Here is a 19,873-nt window from a genome sequence, read left to right as displayed (position 1 = left end):
GCGATCGGATTCGATTCGATATTTCCGGGATTCTTCAGCTTGGCGGTCAGGTCGACCTCGGTTCCGTTCGTTTCCGCTGCATCAGCTCCTGGTATTCACCGGGGCTCATGCCGAACTGCTGTTTGAAGATGGAGCAAAAATAGGAAAAGTTAGACACTCCGATACGGCCGGCGATTTCGGATACTTTAAGCTTTGTTGTGCGAAGCAGCTCTTCCGCCTTGCTCATCCGGATATCCGCCAGGTACTGATGAACCGTTCTCCCCGTTACTTTCTTGAACATCGTATTCAGATGGTTCGGCGACACGAACACTTCTTCCGCGAGCATCGTGAGGCTGAGTCCGCCGGATCCGTACCGCTCGTCAATGAGGCGGATCACCCTGTCAACGATATATTTGTCTTTGTTGTTCCTCTTCTCTTCCAGAAGATGCATAATATCGCTTATATAGCTCTTCACATAGTCGTGCATGTCCTGAAGTCGGTGCATGGCAACCAGCTGCTCGATGCTGCCCTTATTCCCTTCCTGCTCTTCGGCAAGCACCGAAAGCTCGATGATAAGCGCGTTAAGTAAAGCTGCGACGTACGCGCCGGGCGCATCGGCAATCGACTTGATCATCGCTTCGAGCTGCATGTGGACTTCTTTCTCCTGCAGAGCGAGCAGGTGAAGCCGGATCCGCCGGGACATCTCCTGCCACGCCGCAAGAAAATTCCCTGCCTGCTCGGAGAATCGGAGTCCCGCCTGCTCCTCCGCTTCTGCCTTAATCAAGCCGGAATGGCCGTAGAACAACCCGTATTTGGCTGCGTTCAGTGCCTGACTGTAAGAGTCCTTCAACGCGACGAGACCGCTAGCCGTAGCTCCGGCTCCGATCGCGGGAACGTTCGCCATTGTATGGTTCCATTCCTTGAGCAGTAGCTTGGCGGTTTGTTCCGGAGATTGTGTTCCGGGAGCGTGCTCCGGCAGAACCACGGCCAATCCGCCAGGCAGTTCTTCGCAGCCTACGATGAAGCATGGACGGCCAATCAGCCTTCGAACCTCCTCTTCACGGATGCCCGATTCGGTCGGCGCAATGACGATCACCTCGTAAGCATCGGCCCGAAGCTCCTCTGCGCCTTCGAGAAGCTCGTTCTCCCCCAGGTCCTTGCTCACCCTGTCGCGGAGCAGCTCGGAGAGCCGCTTCTCCGCCGCAATGCGCGCCCCGAATTGCAGCATCTCCGCGAGCCGCTCATTGTCCTCCCGCCTGCTCCGGAGAAGCGCGCATTCCTGCGAGACGCGATGCATCGCTCTCCTTATCTCCTTCTCTTCCACCGGCTTGAGCACATAATCGTCCACGTGCAGGCTGATCGCTTCCCGGGTATATTCGAATTCGCCGTGCCCCGTAAGGACCACGAATCGCACGTCGGGGAGCTGCTCGCGGATCCGCTTGGCCATCTCCAGTCCGGTCATGCCTGGCATTCGAATATCGGTTATAATGATGTCCGGCCGCAGCGCGATCGCCTTCTCATATCCGTCGATGCCGTCGAAGGCGGTTCCAATTATCTCCATGCCGAGAGATTTCCAGTCGAGGAAATCGACGAGACCCTCGCGTTCCCACCGTTCATCTTCCACAATAAGCAAGGATAACATGGGACACTCACTCCTTCGGCAGCGTGATGACAAAGACCGTACCGATTCCTGGCCGGCTGAATAATTCGAAGCTGTAATCGTCTCCGTAATAACCGTTTAACCGTTCAATAATATTTCGAACCGCATAACCGCTGCCGCTTGTCCGATGGATTTGTCCCCTCAGCACAGCCTGAACCCGATCGCGGTCCATGCCGACGCCATCGTCAATGACCCGGAAGACAACGTTGTTGCCGTTCAGTCCGGCCTCGATGATGACCGTGCCGTGGCTGCGTTTCGGTTCGATGCCGTGCGACAGCGCGTTCTCCACCAGCGGCTGTAAAATATTTTTCGGAACGGTATAAGGGAGAACCCCGTCGTCGATGCGAAACTCAGCGTCAAACATATTCTCGAAACGGAATTTCTGAATCTCAAGGTATGCCTTGACCATCTCGATTTCGTCTCTTATGAGTATAGCTGACTTTCCTTTGTTCAACACCAGACGGTAAAATTTGGCCAGTGAATTGGACAGATGGGCAATCTCGGGCGAACGGACCTTCCGCGCGACCCAGGAAATCGTCGCCAGAGTATTGTACAGGAAATGCGGATTGATTTGCGATTCGAGCACCCGCAGCTCCGCTTCTTTCTCCAGGATGCGGCTCTTGTACACCGTCTCCACAAGGTCGTGGATGCGGGCTGTCATGAGATTAAAGCTTACCGCCATCTGGCCGAACTCGTCGTTCGCTGCGACCGGGACCGATACGTCCAGCGATCCTTCCCGTACTTGCTTCATCGCTTTTACGAGCGTTTTCATCCGACGCAGAAGCGCATGGGTAATAAAGGTGACGATGCCGCTGAGCAGGATCAGCGAGGATAAGAGGATCACGATGATCCATTTCAGCGAAAGCCTCATGCTCTCGATGAAAGGACTGACGGGAAAGACGCCTGTAACGTAAAGCTCCGGCCCGCCGAGCGGGATGGAAATCACAATGGAGCGTTCTCCCTTGACGTCCATGATTTTGTTAATCTCGGTGCCCTGCGCAGGTATCGGCAATCCGAGCGACTTGGCGGATTCGGCTGCCAGCTGGGGCACGTTATCCGATAAGATCTCACCCCGGCGGTCAACGACGAAGATGCTGCCGAAATGCGCGCTTCGCGGATTTTTGAGCCCATCGAACAGAAAGTCGTGATCGACCTCGATCTCCAGGACTCCGGCCAACGCCGTACTATTGGACGAATAGATTTTTCGATCGTAAGTGAATACCTTCTTCTGGACGCTTGCATCGAAATTGCCGACAAAGCTCTTCTCCGTATGAAGCCCCTGCCAATCTCCCACCACCGTTGAACGGATGAACGAAGCATACCACGGGTCTGACTCCACACGCTTCAGATGGTAGAAACTGTCGTAGAGTTCCGGTATCTCGTTATTGGCCATGAAGATCCGCATGGTGTGTATATAAGTGTTCTGCAGCATCAGATTACCCAAAATCGGAGCGATGTTGTATCGGTAATCGATCATTTGGAATGGTTTGCCCGAAAAACTAGTCCCGAGGAAATTTTGGATTTGCTGATTAAAGGCAACGATTTGGGATACGTTCTGGACCATGTCCACTTTCTGAGACATGCCGTCCCTCATTTGCAGCACGTTCTGCATCATGAGAATTTGCCCCTGTGCGATGGCCGCCTGAGAGGACTGGTAATACAGAATATAGCCCATGAACGACATCGATACCGTCAGGATGGATATAAAAGTGAGTACGAATTTCGTCGTGACGCCCAAATGCTTCGGTAGAGCCATGCTGACACACCTCATGCTTGTTAGATGAGCCTATTATACCATCGGTAAACGTTATGATTTCTAAACCAAAAACTTCCCGCACCCGATCGCAGGATCGGGTACGGGAAGCGAAGCACCAACCTTATTTTCTTCCCATCGGCGTGCGTTGTCATAGAAGAAACAGCTTCTCGCACGTAACGGGGAGACGTACTATTCTTGCTTATTTGTACATCTTGAATACTGTATTTTTCGTTTGCTGAACTTCCCAATTGACGACATCGTCATAGCCGAGGCCTTTTGCCTTCTGATCCATTTGCTGCTTCAATTGGTCGAATTCACCCTGGTTCTTGGCAAACATCATCTTCCAGGAGTATTCCTTGATGACCTTGCCAACCTGGCTGTGCTTCAGCTTGATATCCGAGGGCTCTTGAGCCGCCGGCTGTCCGTTGAAGAACGGTTTCGTAACCGCGATCTGGTTGTTCTTGACAAACAATTCCTTCGAGGTGGTCACGCCCATCGCTTCCCGCCAGCTCTTCGTCACCGGATCCGGATTAGCGGTCAACGTCGATTTCCACAGGTTGTAATCATACGGTTCCCCGGTATTCGGGTTAATCTGAGACGTGGCAAGTGTCGCATTGTTAAGCGCGGAAACACCGTTCTTCCAAGTTCCGCCGCCATATTGCGCCGGTATCGGTGTGTCGCCGTTAGCCGTTGCCTTCTTGCCGAAATCGGTCAATGCCGGCTTGCCATCCTTGCCGATATCCCATGCGAGGCCTTTCGGACCGATGTTGGTTTCCTGCACGCCCTCCGGCGAGAACAACCAATCGACGAATGCCAGTACACGCGCAGGATCCTTCGTATGGGAGCCGATCGACCAGATCCATGGGCCGCCGTAAGGATTGAAGCCAGAGGAGTACACTTTCTCGTCCTGGAACGGAACAAGGGCGAATCCTTTGCCTTCCGACGTATGAGCCGGCGTATTATACGCGTTGGAAACCCAAGGGAATTGCGAGAAGAGCACTTGGCCGTCCTTGAATTTGTTCGAAACATCGCCGAATTTCTGAGTCAGGGAATCCGGATCGAGCAGTCCCATCTGATTCGCCTTGAAATAGAACTCCAGTCCTTGCATATAGTAGCTGTTATCATCTAGAAATCCTTGATATTCCGGACCGTCGGCTTTGGTAAGAATCATGTCCCCGGGATTGAAGCCGTCGCCTTCCCCATAGCCGTAGAATTGCGCTGTAACTTTAGCCAAGGTGGACCAATCTCCATCCCAGTCGGACCACAGCGACATTCCATACGTTTTCTTGCCCGAATCGCTCTTCGGATCCATCTCTTGCATCTTCTTCAGAATCGGCAGATAATCGTCAAGCGTCTTGATCTGAGGGCTGCCGAGCTTCTGGTACAAATCCCAGCGAAGCATCGGTCCGAACGTCATGTCCGCTCCTTCGCTCGGTCCTTCGCCGGTGCCAACGTTATGCCCGATGCCGTAAATCGCTGTGCCGCCGCCGTATTGTTTCTTGTTCGCATCAAGTGCCTGAGCGGCATACTTCTCCAAATTTTTGCCGTATTTGTCGAGCAGACCGTCTTTCGTCCAGTCGAGGATCATTCCTGATTTGATCGCATTCTGATAATCCTTGCCTCCGAGTCCTACAACAAGGTCGCCCAGGTCGCCGGATGCCATCTGCGTAGCGATCATTTGCGCACCGCCTGACAGGTTCGGTGCGACGATGTTCAGTTTGATATTAAACTTGTCCTTGATCAGCTTGGCGAACCAGCCCTGCTGCTCGCCCGCAAAGTTGGCCAAAGTATCGAAGACAGTCAAGGTCATTTCCGGTTGCTTGGACCAGTCCGTTATGACTCCGTTGTCCGAAGTGCTTGCTGTTTCCGTACTGCTCGTGGAACTGGACGAGCCCGTTTTGCCGGCTCCTCCGGAATTGCATGCCGCGGTAAAAATCATCATCAGGCATACAGGGACAACGAGAAAGGCCCATTTCTTTTGCCTAGTCATGCTGAAAACCTCCCTTGTCAATTGAACCGCTTTTACGTTCAAAATGCGCAATATGTGCTAAGAAGTCCGGAATTGACCGATTACTCCGTTGCAATCGCTGGCAACGAATGAACCACCTCCTTGAAAGAGTTTGTGGGTCAGATCGGCGCGCTAGCCTTTAACCGCGCCGATCATGATGCCTTTCACAAAATACCGCTGGAAGAATGGATAGACGAGCAAGGTCGGGATGACGACGACCATCGAAACCGTGGACTGGATTGAGGTCGGCGTCGGCTGCAAAGCCAGATTCGCCACCGATCCTCCCCCGCTCATCGCTTGTTTCATGAGTTCGGCGACAGACAAAGCCTCGTTCAAATATCGATACAGAATGAACTGAAGCGTGAAGAGCTTCGGATTCGTCACAAGAAACAGCGTGTCCTGGAACTGGTTCCACTGACCGACGGCAGAGAAAATCGCAATGGTAGCCAGAATCGGCGTAATGAGCGGCATGACGATCTTCCTGAAGATCGTGAAGTTTCCCGCCCCGTCAATCTGTGCGGATTCCTGCAGGGCAATCGGCGTCGACTCTACGTACGTTTTGACCAAAATAATGAAGAACGGAGATACGATCCCAGGCACGATATAAGCCAGGAAGTTGTTGGTCAGTCCGAGATTGCGCATGGTCAGGTACCAGGGTATCAGACCGGCGTTAAAGTACATGGTTACGACAATGAATCGATACCACAGCCGGCGCCCCCACATCTGATTCTTCGTGAACAGGAACCCGAGCAAGCCGGACGCCGCAACCGTCAATGCCGTGCCAATCACGGTACGCCCGAGCGACACGAGCGCAGCCATGCCCAGGCCGGGGATTTGGAAAATATGCACATAGTTGGACAACTGAAACCCCTTCGGCCAGAACATGACCAGCCCTTTGCTGCTTATGTCGTTGTTGCTTATCGTATTGATAAACAAATAATAGAACGGAAAGAAACAGGCTAATGTAAACAAGCCGAGCAGCGTGTAGTTTAACGCGTCGAACAAGGTAAATCTTTGTCTGGTCGCCATGGGGCTCTCCCCTTTCTCTCTCGTCTTAGATGATGCCTTTTCCGCGGATGAGCTTGGACAAGCCGTTCGCCGCGAACAGCAGGAACAGGCTGACGATGGATTTCATGATGCTGACAGCGGTCGCAAATCCGAAGTTGGAGTTCCCCATGCCAATGTTATACACGTACAGATCGAGCACTTCGATATGGTTCATGTTCATGGCATTGGCGAAAACAAAATATTGTTCGAGCCCGTTATTGATAAAGTTCGCAATCGACAAAATGAGGAGCACGAAGTATGTCGGGATGATACCCGGCACCGTCACGTGCCAGATCTGGCGGAAACGGTTCGCACCGTCGACTCTGGCCGCTTCATACAATTCCGAATCGATGCCCGAAATCGCGGCGATGTACATGATCGCGCCCCACCCGAGCCCTTTCCACACTCCCCATAACGTCATCGCGAGCCACACGTGATCGTCATCGGCGAGGATGTTCGTCGGCGAACGAATCCAACCGAGGCTCATCAGGAGGTGATTGAGAAAGCCGTTGTCAACCGAGAACAGCATGAATGCGAAGGAATATACCAATACCCAGCTGATGAAGTTCGGCAAAGTCGTCAAGGTCTGAACGATTCTCTTGAACTTCGAATTTCTTACCTCGGTCAGAAGGATCGCGAAGATGACGGGCAGTATCGAAGTCACAATGCCGAGTGAACTAATGGCGAACGTATTGCGCAGAACCCGGAACATCTCTGCCCGTTGAACCTGGTCCGATACCATCGCAGTAAACCATTGCAGGCCGACGAAGTCCGTATTCGCCAGCGGAATGCCCGGCTGATAGTCATATAGCGCATAGATCCACCCGTACAGCGGCAGATAAGAGAACAAAAAAACGAGTGCAAGAAAAGGCAATGCCATCAAGAAGAGTGTGTATTTATCCTTGATTTGGAATCGCTTTCCGGTTATCGAGGAATCCGCAGTTTTCGTCAGGCTGGCACTCATCTTATTCCTCCTTAATCTCTATTTGCTTAGGATTTATTATAATTCGGGGTGAAAGCGCTTTATATATCAATAATCCACTTGAATATCAATTTCTAACGCATTTATCGCTGAAAAAAAAAACCGTCAGGGAATCACCCTGACAGTTCATTTATACCCATTCGATCCCACAGATTTTGTTTTGATCTTAATCCCTATCCTTCACCGGATCCCCATAAATCATGCCGCGACCATGGGTTGCGAGATAAACCCGTCCATAAATTCGTGGGTCGCCTATAGTGGTTGTCGGTCTTCCATATTGATGTTGATCATCATGAATCCGCACCCAGCAACGCATTTTCCGAGCGTATACCAAAAACTGCCAGGTAATATCGCCCTGACAGTTTGCTATACCCGTTTTTTACAGTACCTGTCCATTGAGGAAATCGATTTGGACTGCGGTTTCGAATCGTATCCTGGTTTCGCGAAAGTTATAAGAAAATGGTTGGTTTAACCCGACCGACTGGAATGGCGCAAATGATTCGCAGCTGCACTTGCGCGCCGTTTACGGATATACCCGTTCTCGCATACCGTCCCAATCGCTGCTTTAAGTCTTCGCGACATCGCAATGCGGTCGAATTCGTATTTACCCAAACCCGCAAGACGATCGGCATCGATGAAGGTTAAATGCTCCAATGATGCCAATCGCGCTGCCGGGCTTCGTGCGCTCCGAGCCACTCGGCGGTCGAACGGAACAATTCCGCCTTGTGGATGCCTCTCGAATACGTGTGGTCCGCCTGGAACAGAATGTTCTTGTCGCACCGGCCTTCGCCGCGCAGCCAGAACGTTTTCTCGAGCAGAAAGCTGTAGTCGGCCGGAATGATGTCGTCGCCGGTCCCGTGCGCGATGAAGACGTCCCCGAGAAACTTCGGAGCCTCCTGGAAAGGCTGATGCAGCTGAAGCGAATCGAAAAAGGCGGGAATCAACGTGTACCCCAGATAGTCCGCCCGTCCCCGCTTCACGGCCTCGTTATAGACTTCGCGACCGACGATGCGCGTGATGTCCGAAAACGGATGGCCGACCGGCGACCATAGCGCCAGCGACTTGACCCGCTTGTCGCGGGTCGCGGTCAGCAGCGCGGCGGCGCCGCCGAGGCTATGCCCGATAAGCGTGACCCGAAGCGGATCCACGCAATCCAGGCCGAGTCCGTAGTCCAGCACCGAACGGGTCTGGGCGATCATGGAATCGAGTCCGTGCTCCCCGTAGATCCCTTCGCTCTCCCCGCAGCCCGCGAAATCGAACCGGATCACGAGGGACCCTTGCCGCGCGAATTCGCGCCCCGCCAGAACGAACAGCCGGTCCACGCCCATCCGGCTGCCCACGAACCCGTGGCATATGACGACCAACGGCAGCTTCCGGTCCGCAAACTTGTCGCATGCCGCGGGATAATGAATGCTGGCTGCCAGCTTAAGGTCATTATGGCTTATCGAGATCGATCGTTCCATCGCGGGATCCTCCATTCGTTTGAATCGGATTATAACCGTTTATTCCGATTATTTTACTATGAATTGAGTTTATTCGATTCTTCTTGCCCTGTCAAGGCAGGAAAGCCCGGTTTCACTCGTCGTCACAAATACGCGGAAGCCGATCGTACGGACCACGCTACGTTGCCGTCCCCCTCTTGGGTAGAAGTGGAAAGGTTCGGATAGGCTAGTAAGAAGACGATTCGGCAACCGGAACAAGGAGGCGCACAACGGAATATGAAAACGTTCGTCGATTGGATTTCCCACCACGTGTTGACCACATTGCTGATTATCGGGACGATTTATTCGGTCGCCTATGTGTTCACCAACCGAAAAAAGCTGTTTTACCGGGAATAGCAAAGCGATGCAGCCGGGGATTCAAGCATTTCGACCTTTGAGCGGCCGCGTAATGGAGGATCCGCACGGGTGGGGGAGTGGGGCGGTTGACAACCGCCGTTATTCCTTTCTGGAGCGGACGCTAGGTACCTTTCAGGACACAGCCTCAAAGGCCATGAAAGTGCTTGAGGAAGGCTTTGAAGACGCGACAGCGGTATTGGCGCTGCCTGCTGTTTGCCGAAAGCGCACAAGAACGACCAACGCCGTTGAGCGGTTGAATGCCGAGCTTCGTCGTAGAGAACGTGTCGTCCGTATTTTTCCTAACCGAGCATCGGTGTTTCGACTATTCGGAGCTCTACTGATGGATATGGACGAGAAGTGGGCTTCTCAGAAGAAGTACATTGAAATGAACGACTACTACGAACAAAAGAGAGCTAAGGAAAAACAAACCAGCAAGGTTGTATCTATCCGTTAGACAACCCGCCGGGGATTTTACACACAATATTGGACTTGACCGAATTCCGTAAAATGAGTTGTATTTTTGCGCTTAGCCTCACCTTGTGAATGAAAAAAGGAATTAGTTGGTCCGTTTTTGGTCCGTTTTTGGTCCGTTTTTGGTCCGTTTTTGGTCCGTTTTTGGTCCGTTTTTGGTCCGTTTTTGGTCCGTTTTTGGTCCGTTTTTGGTCCGTTTTTGGTCCGTTTTTGGTCCGCTGTTGGTCCGCTGTCGCCCGTCGGAGCTTTTCCACCAATCAAATAAAACCTCCGATTCCGGTCCACGGAAGGACAGGTTTCGGAGGTTTTATCGGGAAAAATCGCTTCAGACCAGCGCCTTGGCGGCGATGTCCGTGCGGTTGATCTTGCCCTCGAATCGGATGCGGTCCGCCGCCGCGTAAGCGCGGTCGCGCGCTTCCGCGATGCCGCGTCCCCGGCCGACGACGCCGAGCACCCTGCCGCCGTTCGTGACGAATCGGCCTTCTTTGAGTGCCGTCCCGGCGTGGAAAACGAGCGCGTCTTGATCCGCGACGCTCTCGAGTCCTTCGATCGGCAAGCCTTTCGGATACGCTCCCGGATAACCGCCCGACGCGAGAATGACGCAAACGGCCGCTTCGTCGCTCCAGGAGATCTCGATATCGTTCAGGCGTCCGTCCAAGGAAGCGAGGAAGATGTCGAGCAGGTCGGTCTGCAACCGCGGGAGCACGACCTGCGTCTCCGGGTCGCCGAAACGGGCGTTGAATTCGATCGTTTTCGGCCCGTCCTTCGTGATCATGAGCCCCGCGAACAGGACGCCGCGGAACGGCCGGCCTTCGGCGACCAAGGCCCGAGCCGTCGGGCGTACGATCGTCTCGATCGCCACGTCGATGATGGATGGCGGAATGTGCGGCAGCGGCGAATAGGTGCCCATGCCGCCCGTATTCGGGCCTTTGTCGCCGTCGTATACCGGCTTATGGTCCTGCGCCGCCGGCATCGGCCGCACCGTCTCGCCGTCGACGAACGCGAGGATCGACATTTCCTGGCCTTCGAGGAACTCCTCGATGACGACCTTGTCGCCCGCCGCACCGAACGCCTTGCTCAGCATCGTCTCGCGCAGCGCCGCGTCCGCTTCCTCGCGGTTAAAGCAGACGGTGACGCCTTTGCCCGCCGCGAGCCCGTCCGCCTTGATGACGATTGGCACGGGCTGGGCGTCCAGATAGGCTTTGGCACTCTCATAATCCGTGAACGTTTCGTACTTCGCGGTCGGGATGCCGTGCTTGTGCAGCAGGTTTTTCATGAAGATTTTGCTGCCCTCGATTTCCGCCGCGTTCCGGCGCGGACCGTACACGCGAAGCCCGCCGGCTTCGAGCGCGTCCACGATCCCTGCTGCGAGCGGATCATCCGGTCCGACGACGACGAGATCGATGGCCTTTTCCCGGGCGAATTCGACCAATCGGTCGAACTCCAGCTCGCCGATGTCAACCGTTTCGGCCAGCTGAGCGATGCCCGCATTGCCCGGCGCGCAGTAGATCCGGCGGGTGTTATCGCGGTCATGGCGCTTAAGCGCCCAGACGATGGCGTGCTCGCGCCCGCCCCGTCCGATTACGAGAATGCGCACGATCAGACCCCTCCTTCGGAATCCTTGTTGATTACGGTGAGAGAGACCGCTCCGTCCCCGATGCGGATCGTCTTGACCAACAAGGAAATTTTGTTGTCCTCGTTCAGCAGGTTCCAATAGAACCGGGCCGTCTCGTTATCGTCGTCGAACAGCGGAGCCAGCTGAGGCTCGCCTGCGAATGACGGCAACGGGTTCCCGTCTCCCTGGTACGTCGAGATGAAATGGCCAAATCCTGCAATCGCTTTTTCATAGTGGAAAAATTGGCGCTTCGTCTGGGACTCGTCGTTCTCGTTCGTCTTCAGGATGGACAACTTGTAGGCGTTCCGCCGATCGTTCAGATCGACGATGCCCGAGATGCGCGGGGTGAAGTTCGGCGGGTCCGGCTCATAGGTGCGCTGCGCCAACGCCTGCTCGAAGGTTCCGCCTTGCTTCAGCGATTCCCAAATCGTGTCGGTCTGATCGCCGTTCGTAACGATGTGCGCTCCGCCTTCATGCCGAAGCGGATAATAGATGATCAGAGAAGGATCGGACAGCTTCGCCGGATCGCGCGCTTCCGTGCGCAGATATCCGTTCTCTTCCGGTACAAAAATGCGATTGCGGCTGTTCTCGCTTCTTCCCATAATCCAGTACACTTGCACATACCGCGAGGCGTCCGGCGTCAAACCGATTACAATACCGCGGCCAGGGTAAGCGTTCGCCTTCAATTGCCGGACCGTTCGATCCGCCAGCTCCTGCCATTTCGTTGACATGTTCGTCGTCCCTTCTCCCGTCAGTGATGGAACAGGCGCACGCCCGAGTACACCATGACCATTCCGTAATCGTTCGCGGCTTGAACCACTTCTTCATCCCGAAGGGAGCTGCCGGCTTGTATGACGTACTTGACGCCGCTGCGGCTGGCCCGGTCGAGGTTGTCGCGGAACGGAAGAAAGGCATCGGAGCCATACGAGACGCCGGTCAATCCCTTGAGCCATTCGCGTTTCTCTTCCCGCGTCAAACGGGCCGGCACTTCCTCGAAGCAGCTCTCCCAAGCCGCTTGCTCGACCGGCGTCACTTCGTCCTCGAGCCACAGGTCGATCGCGTTGTTCTGCTCGGCGCGCGCCAGCCCTTCGCGGAACTTCATGTTCAGCGCGGCCGGGTGCTGCCGCAGGTACCAGCGGTCCGCCTTGTCTCCGGCGAGGCGCGTGCAGTGAATGCGGGACTGCTGCCCCGCGCCGATGCCGATCGTCTGGCCGTCGAGCGCGTAGCAGATGGAGTTGGATTGCGTATATTTCAGCGTGATGAGAGCCACGAGCAGATCGCGTTTCGCGCCTGCCGGAAGGTCCTTGTTCTCCGTCACGATGCGGTCGAACACGGACGCGTCCGGTACGGCACTGTTACGCTCCTGCTGCAGCTTCATCCCGAATAGGGTGCGGGTCTCGATCGGATCGGGCACATATTCCGGATCGATCTGCAGAATGAGGTACTTGCCGCCCTTCTTCTGCTTCAGAATCTCCAGGGCTTCGGGCGTGTAGCCCGGCGCCACGACAAGGTCGGAAACTTCGCGCTTCAGAAGGTGCGCGGTGGACGCATCCACGACATCGCTGAGCGCAGCGGCGTCCCCGAAGGAGGACATGCGGTCGGCTCCGCGCGCGCGCGCGTATGCGGTCGCCAGCGGTGAAAGCTCCGCGCCGTCGACGAAATAAGCCTTCGCCAATTCAGGCGTCATCGGCGCATAGACGGCTGCTCCGGCCGGGCTTACGTGTTTGAAAGAAGCCGCAGCGGGAAGACCCGTCGCTTGACGAAGCTCGCGCACGAGCTGGAAAGCATTCAGCGCGTCCAATAGATTGATGAAGCCGGGCTCTCCGTTAACGACGGTCAGCGGAAGCGGCCCGTCCGCCTTCAGCTTCGCTTCTTTCTGATGCGGGTTCATGCCGTATCGCAGGGCAATCTCGTAGATCTCGCTCATGAATCTTTCTCATCCTTTCCTATGCGCATCGCCATTCGGCATTCATCGCCGAGACGAACGTTTACTTTTCGATCGTTCAACGTCACACGACCTTCCGCGATCAGGCGGACCGTCTCCGGCAGCAGCTCGTGCTCGACCCGCTGGATGCGGGCGTTCAGCGACTCTTCCGTATCGTCGTCCCGAACCTCGACGGCACGCTGCGCGATGATCGGACCGGAATCCATTCCTCCGTCCACGTAATGCACCGTGGCCCCGGCGATCTTCACGCCGTAATCGAGCGCTTGCCTCGCGGCGTGCAGTCCGGGAAAAGCCGGCAAGAGCGCGGGGTGAATATTGATGAGCCGACCGTAATAGGGTTCCACCAGAACGGGGGTGATGAGCCGCATGTATCCGGCCATGACCACGAGGTCAATGGCGCGCTCCTGCAGCTCCCGCAAAATTTCTTGCTCATAAGCTTCCCGGGAGGGATAATCCTTCGGGTTGAACACGAACGTGCCGATACCGAAAGATTCGGCGCGCCGAACGACTTGCGCCGAAGGCTTATCGCACACGAGAAGCTCGATGGAGGCGGGAATGCGGCCGTCACGGGCCGCCTCCGCCAGCATCTGGAAGTTGCTGCCGCTGCCTGAAGCCATCACGGCAATCCGAAATTCGCTCATTTCCACTCGGCCCCGTCGAACGTTACGATTTTGTTCCCAGCCGTTATTTCGCCGATCCGATACGCTTTCTCTCCGAGCTCCGCCGCGAGAGCCAGCGCTTGATCCGCCTGATCCGAAGGGATAACCAGCACCATGCCGATGCCCATGTTGAACGTCGTGTACATGTCGCGGTCGGAGATGCCTCCGTCCCGCTGCATCAGTCCGAAGATCGGCAGCACCGGCCAAGAGCCGCGCTTGATGTCCACGTTTACGCCTTCGGGAAGAACGCGCGGAATGTTTTCGATGAAGCCGCCCCCGGTAATGTGGGCCATGCCTTTCACTTGCACGGATTCCAGCAGCTTCAGAATCGGCTTGACGTAAATCCGCGTCGGTTCCAGCAGCGTGTCGCCAAGCGTTCTGCCCTCCAGTTCGGGCAGCTTGTCCGACAGCGAATAGCCCTTCTGCTCCAGAAGCAGGCTGCGGACGAGGGAGAAGCCGTTGGAATGGACGCCGCTCGACCCCAGTCCGATCACGGCGTCGCCCGGCTTGATGAAGGAGCCGTCGACGATTTTCCGCTTGTCTACGATGCCCACGGTGAAGCCGGCAATGTCGTATTCCCCGTCCTGGTACATGCCCGGCATCTCCGCCGTCTCGCCGCCGATCAGGGCGCATCCGGCTTGGGCGCAACCGTCGGCCACGCCCTTCACGATCGCTTCGATTTTCTCCGGCACCAGCTTGCCCGTGGCCAGGTAGTCGAGGAAGAACAGCGGCTCCGCGCCGGTCACCACGACGTCGTTCACGCACATGGCGACGGCGTCGATGCCGATCGTGTCGTGCTTGTCCATCTGGAACGCGAGCTTCAGCTTCGTGCCGACGCCGTCGGTCCCGGACACGAGCACCGGCTCCTCGTACTTGTCCTTGTTCAGCCCGAACAGCCCGCCGAAGCCGCCGAGCCCCGTCAGCACCTCGGGCCGGAAGGTTTTCTTCACGTGTTTCTTCATCCGCTCGACGGCCTCGTTGCCCGCGGCGATGTCGACTCCGGCTTGCTTGTATGCTTCGGACACTCCGTTCACTCCTTATATGTTCGCCAATGTCGTTCAGTACGCCCAATCCGCCGTTGCCGGGAAATCGCCAGATTCCCTCTCACGGCTGCGGGCGACCGCCGCTCTGGCCCAAATTCGAGTTCACTCCGTTTGGTCACTGGCGATTCCCTCTCACGGTTCCCGGGCGACCGCCGCTCTGGCTCAAATTCGAGTTCACTCCGATGAACTTCCCATTCCAGTGCTTGTTCACCGTTCTTCCGCCCATGCCCCTCCAACCTCCACAGCTCCATCTACGCTCCCAAAGCCGTCATGCGGGTGTCCAGAGGGCGCAGCGCCTCGGAATCCCCCTTCCGGGGAAGGGGGACATAGGGGGTTGGCGAATCTCTTAGGGGGTTGGCGAAATCCATTTAATCGCAACCGCAGCCGATTTGAGCCTCTTCGAAATCGACCAGCGTCGGGTAATCGTTGCTAAAGCAGCCGAGGCAGAGCCCGCGGTCCCGCTCCCCTTCGTGCCCCCCGATCGCCTCGATAAGCCCCTCTTTGCTGAGGAAATACAGCGAATCCGCGTTGATCGCCTGGCGGATTTCCTCGATCGTTTTGCTGGACGCGATCAGATCCCGCCGGTCCGGCGTATCGATTCCGTAAAAGCACGGATTGGCGAAAGGCGGTGAAGTGATCCGCACGTGCACCTCAAGCGCGCCGGCTTCCCGCAGCAGATTGACGATCCGGCGGGACGTCGTGCCCCGCACGATGGAGTCGTCGATCATGATGACCCGTTTCCCTTCGACCACCTTGCGGACGGCGGACAGCTTCATTTTGACGCCTTTCTCGCGCAGCTCCTGGGACGGCTGGATAAACGTTCGGCCCGTGTATTTGTTTTTGATCAGTCCGAGCTCGTAAGGGATGCCCGTCTGCTCCGCGTACCCGATGGCGGCACTGATGCTGGAATCCGGCACGCCGGTGACGACGTCGGCGTCGGCGAACGCCTCGATCGCCAGCTGCCGCCCCATCCGTTTGCGGGACGAGTGCAGGTTGATGCCGTTGATGTCGCTGTCCGGACGGGCGAAGTAAATGTACTCCATCGCGCAGACCGCGCGGCGTTCGAGCGACGCGAAACGGTCCTCGCGCACGCCGTCCTTGTCCAGGATCAGCAGCTCGCCCGGCTGCACGTCGCGCAGGTAGGTCGCGCCGATCGTCTCCAGAGCGCAGGACTCGGAGGAGAACACGTGCCCCTCTCCCAGCCTGCCCAACACCATCGGCCGCAGGCCGTGCGGATCGGATGCGGCAATCAAGGTGTCGTTCGTCATGATCAGGAACGCGAACCCTCCAACCAGCCGGTCGAAGGCGTCCTTCACCGCGTCCACCAGGTTCTTCGGCGAACGGGCGATGAGGTGGGCGATGACCTCGGTGTCGCTGGACGTCTGGAAAATCGAGCCTTGCGATTCGAGTTCCCGCCGGATTTGCGGGGCATTGACGATGTTGCCGTTCGTCGCCACCGCGAGATCGCCTCCCCGGTACTTGAACACGAGCGGCTGGGCATTCGCCAGCTTGCTCTCTCCCGCGGTCGAATAACGCACGTGACCGATTGACCGGTCGCCGGGAAGCGAAGCGATCCGGTCCTGGTCGAACACTTCCTTCACGAGCCCCATTCCGCGGTGGTAATGGAACACCCCATTGTCGGAGGTGCAGATGCCGGCGCTTTCCTCGCCGCGGTGCTGCAGCGCGTGCAGGCCGTAATAGGACAGGGCCGCGGCTTCGGGATGTCCGAACACCCCGAATACGCCGCACTCTTCCTTCAACTTGTCGAAAATGTCATCGCGTCCGTTGCCTTCGTTGTAGTAGTCACCTGTCCAGAGGCGCTGCACCGTTGTCCCTCCGATCTGTTCGTTTCCCGGGGTTCCGGCCGGATTTATTTCATCCGGCATGGGATGGCTTCCTTCCATTCCTTGCTCAGCTCTTCTACCGTGGCGTCGACGGCTGTCCGTCCCCCCACCGTGATCGTGAGGCGGTCTCCGCGGGCCGTGCCGAGGCGGGCGGCGGGGACGCCCCGTCCCGCGAGGAACGATGCGAGGGCGTCCGCTTTGTCCGGCTTCGCGGACAGGAGAATCCGCGACTGCGACTCGCTGAACAGAGCCAGGTCGGGGCGCAGGTTCGGCGTCCATTCCACCGTCGCGCCGAGGCCGCGGCCGAAGCAGCATTCCGCGAGCGCTGCGGCGAGTCCGCCTTCGGACAAGTCGTGCGCCGAAGCGACCAGGCCTTGCCGGATCGCACCCAACACCGCTTGCTGCACGCGTTGCTCAAGGGCAAGGTCGATCTCCGGCGGGCGTCCTTCCGTCACGCCGTGTACGGCGTATTGGAATTCGCTGCCGCCGATTTCCGCCTTCGTCTCGCCGAGCAGGAAGATGACGTCGCCTTCCGCTTTGAATTCCTGCGTGGTGATATGGTCGAGATCTTGGACGAGGCCGACCATGCCGACGACGGGCGTCGGATAAATCGCGCCTTTGACGTTCTCGTTATAGAGAGAAACATTGCCGCCGATGACCGGCGTGTCGAGCAGGCGGCAGGCCTCGGCCATGCCGTCGACCGCTTTCTCCATCTGCCAGAACACTTCCGGCTTCTCGGGGCTGCCGAAATTCAGGTTGTCCGTGATCGCCAGCGGCTCCCCGCCGGAGCAGACGATGTTGCGGGCCGCTTCCGCGACGGCGATTTTGCCGCCGATTTCGGGATCGAGATAGACGTACCGGCCGTTGCAGTCCGTCGTCATCGCGAGCGCCTTGCGAGTGCCGCGGATCGCGACGACGGCCGCGTCGGAGCCCGGCACGACCGCGGTCGAAGTGCGGACCTGGTAGTCGTACTGGCTGTACACCCACTCCTTGCTCGCCAGCGAGGGGGAGCCGAGCACCTTTTTGAGCGCGCCCGTCAGGTCCGTTACTTCCTCGTACGCGTTCGTGTCGACCGATTCGTTTTTCAGATAATATTCCGGCACTTTGGAAGGCTTGTTGTACACCGGGCAGTCGTCGACCAGCGCCTTGACCGGCATGTCGGCGACTTGCTCGCCTTTGTGGAACAGGCGCAGCCGGCCGTCATCCGTCACCTTGCCGACCTTGGCGCAGTGCAGGCCCCAACGCTCGAAAATGGCTTTCGCCTGCTCCTCGTGCTGCGGCTCCGTGACGAACAGCATGCGTTCCTGCGACTCGGAGAGCATCATTTCGTAGGCGGTCATGCCTTCTTCGCGCTGCGGTACTTCGTCGAGATAAAGCTCCATGCCGTTGCCCGCTTTGCTCGCCATTTCCGCGCTCGAGCAAGTGAGTCCGGCCGCGCCCATGTCCTGGATGCCGAGCACGATGCCGGAGTCGATCAGCTCGAGCGTCGCCTCCATGACCAGCTTCTCCATGAACGGATCGCCGACCTGCACGGCAGAGCGTTTGGCTTCCGATTCGGCGGTGAGATCCTCGGAGGCGAACGTCGCGCCGTGGATGCCGTCGCGGCCCGTGGCCGGTCCGACGTAGAACACGGGGTTGCCGACGCCCTTGGCGACGCCGCGCTGGATTTTGTCGTGGTCGATGAGTCCGACGCACATCGCGTTGACGAGCGGGTTGCCCTCGTAGGCTTCATCGAACATGACTTCTCCCGCGACCGTCGGGATGCCGATGCAGTTGCCGTAGCCGGCAATCCCCGCGACGACGTGGGAGAACAGGTAGCGCACGCGTTCGTTATCGAGCTTGCCGAACCGAAGCGAGTTGAGCAGCGCCACCGGCCGCGCGCCCATCGAGAAAATGTCGCGGATAATGCCGCCTACGCCCGTTGCGGCGCCTTGATAAGGTTCGACCGCGGACGGGTGGTTGTGCGATTCGATTTTGAAAACGACGGCCTGATTGTCCCCGATGTCCACGATGCCGGCGCCTTCGCCGGGTCCCATCAGGACGCGCGGGCCGGTCGTCGGGAAACGCCGGAGCAGCGGCTTGGAGTTCTTATACGCGCAATGTTCCGACCACATGACGCTGAACACGCCGATTTCGGTGTAGTTCGGTTTCCGTCCGAGAAACCCGCAAATGAGCTCGAACTCGCTGTCGGACACGCCGAATTGCTTGTAAATTTTCTGATCCGCGATTTGGTCGACCGTCGGCTCCTTAGCGGCCAATTGCTGCGCCATTGCGTTCCCTCCTATAATAGGGAGTTTGACGAAGTCAAACTCTCTCGCTTTGGGCCTGAGCGCCGTGTACTGCGCCGGAATTGACCCGCGATAAAAAAGCGTTGAGTACTGACGTGAACATGCGGGCGCCGTCCTTCGAGCCGAGCAGCTCTTTGACTGCGCGTTCGGGATGCGGCATCATGCCGACGACGTTGCCGCGTTCGTTGGACACGCCGGCAATGTTGTCCGTGGAACCGTTCGGATTCTCGCCGGCGTAGCGGAAGACGATCTGATTGTTCGCTTTGAGCGTTAGCAGCGTTTGTTCGTCGACATAGTAGTTGCCTTCTCCGTGCGCGATCGGGATGCGGACCGTCTCTCCCGGCGCGTAGTCGTTCGTGAATGCCGTCTTGTTGTTCTCCACGACGAGATCCACCGGGTGGCAGCGGAATTTCAGGCTGTTGTTCCGGATGAGAGCGCCGGGCAGCAGCCCAGCCTCGGTCAGAATCTGGAAGCCGTTGCAGACGCCGAGCACGAATTTGCCGGCCTCCGCCGCTTTGCGCACTTCCTCCATGACGGGAGCGAATTGGGCAATGGCACCGCAGCGGAGGTAATCGCCGTAGGAGAAGCCTCCCGGCACGAGAATGGCGTCGTACGCGGAGAGGTCGGTGGCGGTGTGCCATACGTAATCGACCGGTTGCTGTACCGTGTCTTCGACGGCATGGTACATGTCCAGGTCGCAGTTGGAGCCCGGGAAAACGAGAACCGCGAATTTCATGG

The 19,873-nt window shown here is 57.3% G+C and carries 14 protein-coding genes and 1 pseudogene; 1 reads left to right on the top strand and 14 read right to left on the bottom strand.

Annotated features, from left to right (window positions below):
• Positions 1–46: 46 nt before the first annotated feature.
• The 6 genes from GE107_RS06485 to GE107_RS06460 form a co-directional block, all read right to left on the bottom strand.
• Positions 47–1,621 carry a response regulator gene (locus GE107_RS06485; RefSeq protein WP_219638853.1) on the bottom strand — a complete coding sequence of 525 codons (1,575 nt, stop codon included), beginning with the start codon at positions 1,619–1,621 and terminating at the stop codon, positions 47–49.
• Positions 1,622–1,628: 7 nt separating this feature from the next.
• Positions 1,629–3,395, bottom strand: a complete 1,767-nt coding sequence (locus GE107_RS06480; protein WP_219638852.1) for a sensor histidine kinase — start codon at positions 3,393–3,395, stop codon at positions 1,629–1,631.
• A gap of 199 nt (positions 3,396–3,594) precedes the next feature.
• On the bottom strand, positions 3,595–5,385 hold the full coding sequence (locus tag GE107_RS06475) for a type 2 periplasmic-binding domain-containing protein (RefSeq protein WP_219638851.1): 1,791 nt from the start codon (positions 5,383–5,385) through the stop codon (positions 3,595–3,597).
• Positions 5,386–5,535: 150 nt separating this feature from the next.
• Positions 5,536–6,432, bottom strand: coding sequence for a carbohydrate ABC transporter permease (locus GE107_RS06470; protein WP_219638850.1), 897 nt, complete (start codon positions 6,430–6,432; stop codon positions 5,536–5,538).
• A 25-nt stretch (positions 6,433–6,457) separates the two neighbouring features.
• Entirely contained in the window at positions 6,458–7,414 is a 957-nt protein-coding gene (locus tag GE107_RS06465) for an ABC transporter permease (RefSeq protein WP_219638849.1), read from the bottom strand.
• Between the two features lie 659 nt (positions 7,415–8,073).
• Positions 8,074–8,895 carry an alpha/beta hydrolase gene (locus GE107_RS06460; RefSeq protein ID WP_219638848.1) on the bottom strand — a complete coding sequence of 274 codons (822 nt, stop codon included), beginning with the start codon at positions 8,893–8,895 and terminating at the stop codon, positions 8,074–8,076.
• 484 nt (positions 8,896–9,379) lie between these two features.
• Here GE107_RS06460 and GE107_RS06455 point away from each other — a divergent pair.
• A pseudogene (locus GE107_RS06455) lies at positions 9,380–9,724 on the top strand (transposase); the annotation flags it as partial.
• Positions 9,725–10,066: 342 nt separating this feature from the next.
• Here the strand turns inward: GE107_RS06455 and purD are convergent.
• The 8 genes from purD to purQ all read right to left on the bottom strand — a co-directional run bounded on the left by purD (position 10,067) and on the right by purQ (position 19,871).
• Positions 10,067–11,338 (bottom strand): phosphoribosylamine--glycine ligase, encoded by a 1,272-nt coding sequence (gene purD / locus GE107_RS06450; protein WP_219638846.1) that lies wholly within the window; start codon positions 11,336–11,338, stop codon positions 10,067–10,069.
• 2 nt (positions 11,339–11,340) lie between these two features.
• Complete coding sequence (locus tag GE107_RS06445; protein WP_219638845.1) at positions 11,341–12,087, bottom strand: IMP cyclohydrolase; 747 nt, start codon at positions 12,085–12,087, stop codon at positions 11,341–11,343.
• Positions 12,088–12,107: 20 nt separating this feature from the next.
• Positions 12,108–13,283, bottom strand: coding sequence for a phosphoribosylaminoimidazolecarboxamide formyltransferase (locus GE107_RS06440; protein ID WP_219638844.1), 1,176 nt, complete (start codon positions 13,281–13,283; stop codon positions 12,108–12,110).
• Positions 13,280–13,942, bottom strand: a complete 663-nt coding sequence (gene purN, locus GE107_RS06435) for a phosphoribosylglycinamide formyltransferase (protein WP_219638843.1) — start codon at positions 13,940–13,942, stop codon at positions 13,280–13,282. Before purN ends, GE107_RS06440 begins: the two co-directional genes overlap by 4 nt.
• Complete coding sequence (gene purM, locus GE107_RS06430; protein ID WP_219638842.1) at positions 13,939–14,985, bottom strand: phosphoribosylformylglycinamidine cyclo-ligase; 1,047 nt, start codon at positions 14,983–14,985, stop codon at positions 13,939–13,941. Before purM ends, purN begins: the two co-directional genes overlap by 4 nt.
• A 386-nt stretch (positions 14,986–15,371) precedes the next feature.
• Positions 15,372–16,889 (bottom strand): amidophosphoribosyltransferase, encoded by a 1,518-nt coding sequence (purF, locus tag GE107_RS06425; RefSeq protein WP_255570264.1) that lies wholly within the window; start codon positions 16,887–16,889, stop codon positions 15,372–15,374.
• Positions 16,874–19,117, bottom strand: a complete 2,244-nt coding sequence (gene purL / locus GE107_RS06420) for a phosphoribosylformylglycinamidine synthase subunit PurL (protein WP_219638840.1) — start codon at positions 19,115–19,117, stop codon at positions 16,874–16,876. The genes purF and purL overlap by 16 nt, the downstream gene beginning before the upstream one ends.
• 34 nt (positions 19,118–19,151) lie before the next feature.
• Positions 19,152–19,871, bottom strand: a complete 720-nt coding sequence (gene purQ, locus GE107_RS06415; RefSeq protein WP_219638839.1) for a phosphoribosylformylglycinamidine synthase subunit PurQ — start codon at positions 19,869–19,871, stop codon at positions 19,152–19,154.
• Positions 19,872–19,873 lie beyond the last annotated feature (2 nt).

It is taken from the genome of Cohnella sp. CFH 77786 (genome assembly GCF_019400745.1).
Lineage (GTDB): Bacteria > Bacillota > Bacilli > Paenibacillales > Paenibacillaceae > Cohnella.
Note: the sequence above shows the minus strand (reverse complement) of the source record. Positions and strands in the feature narration are given on the sequence as shown.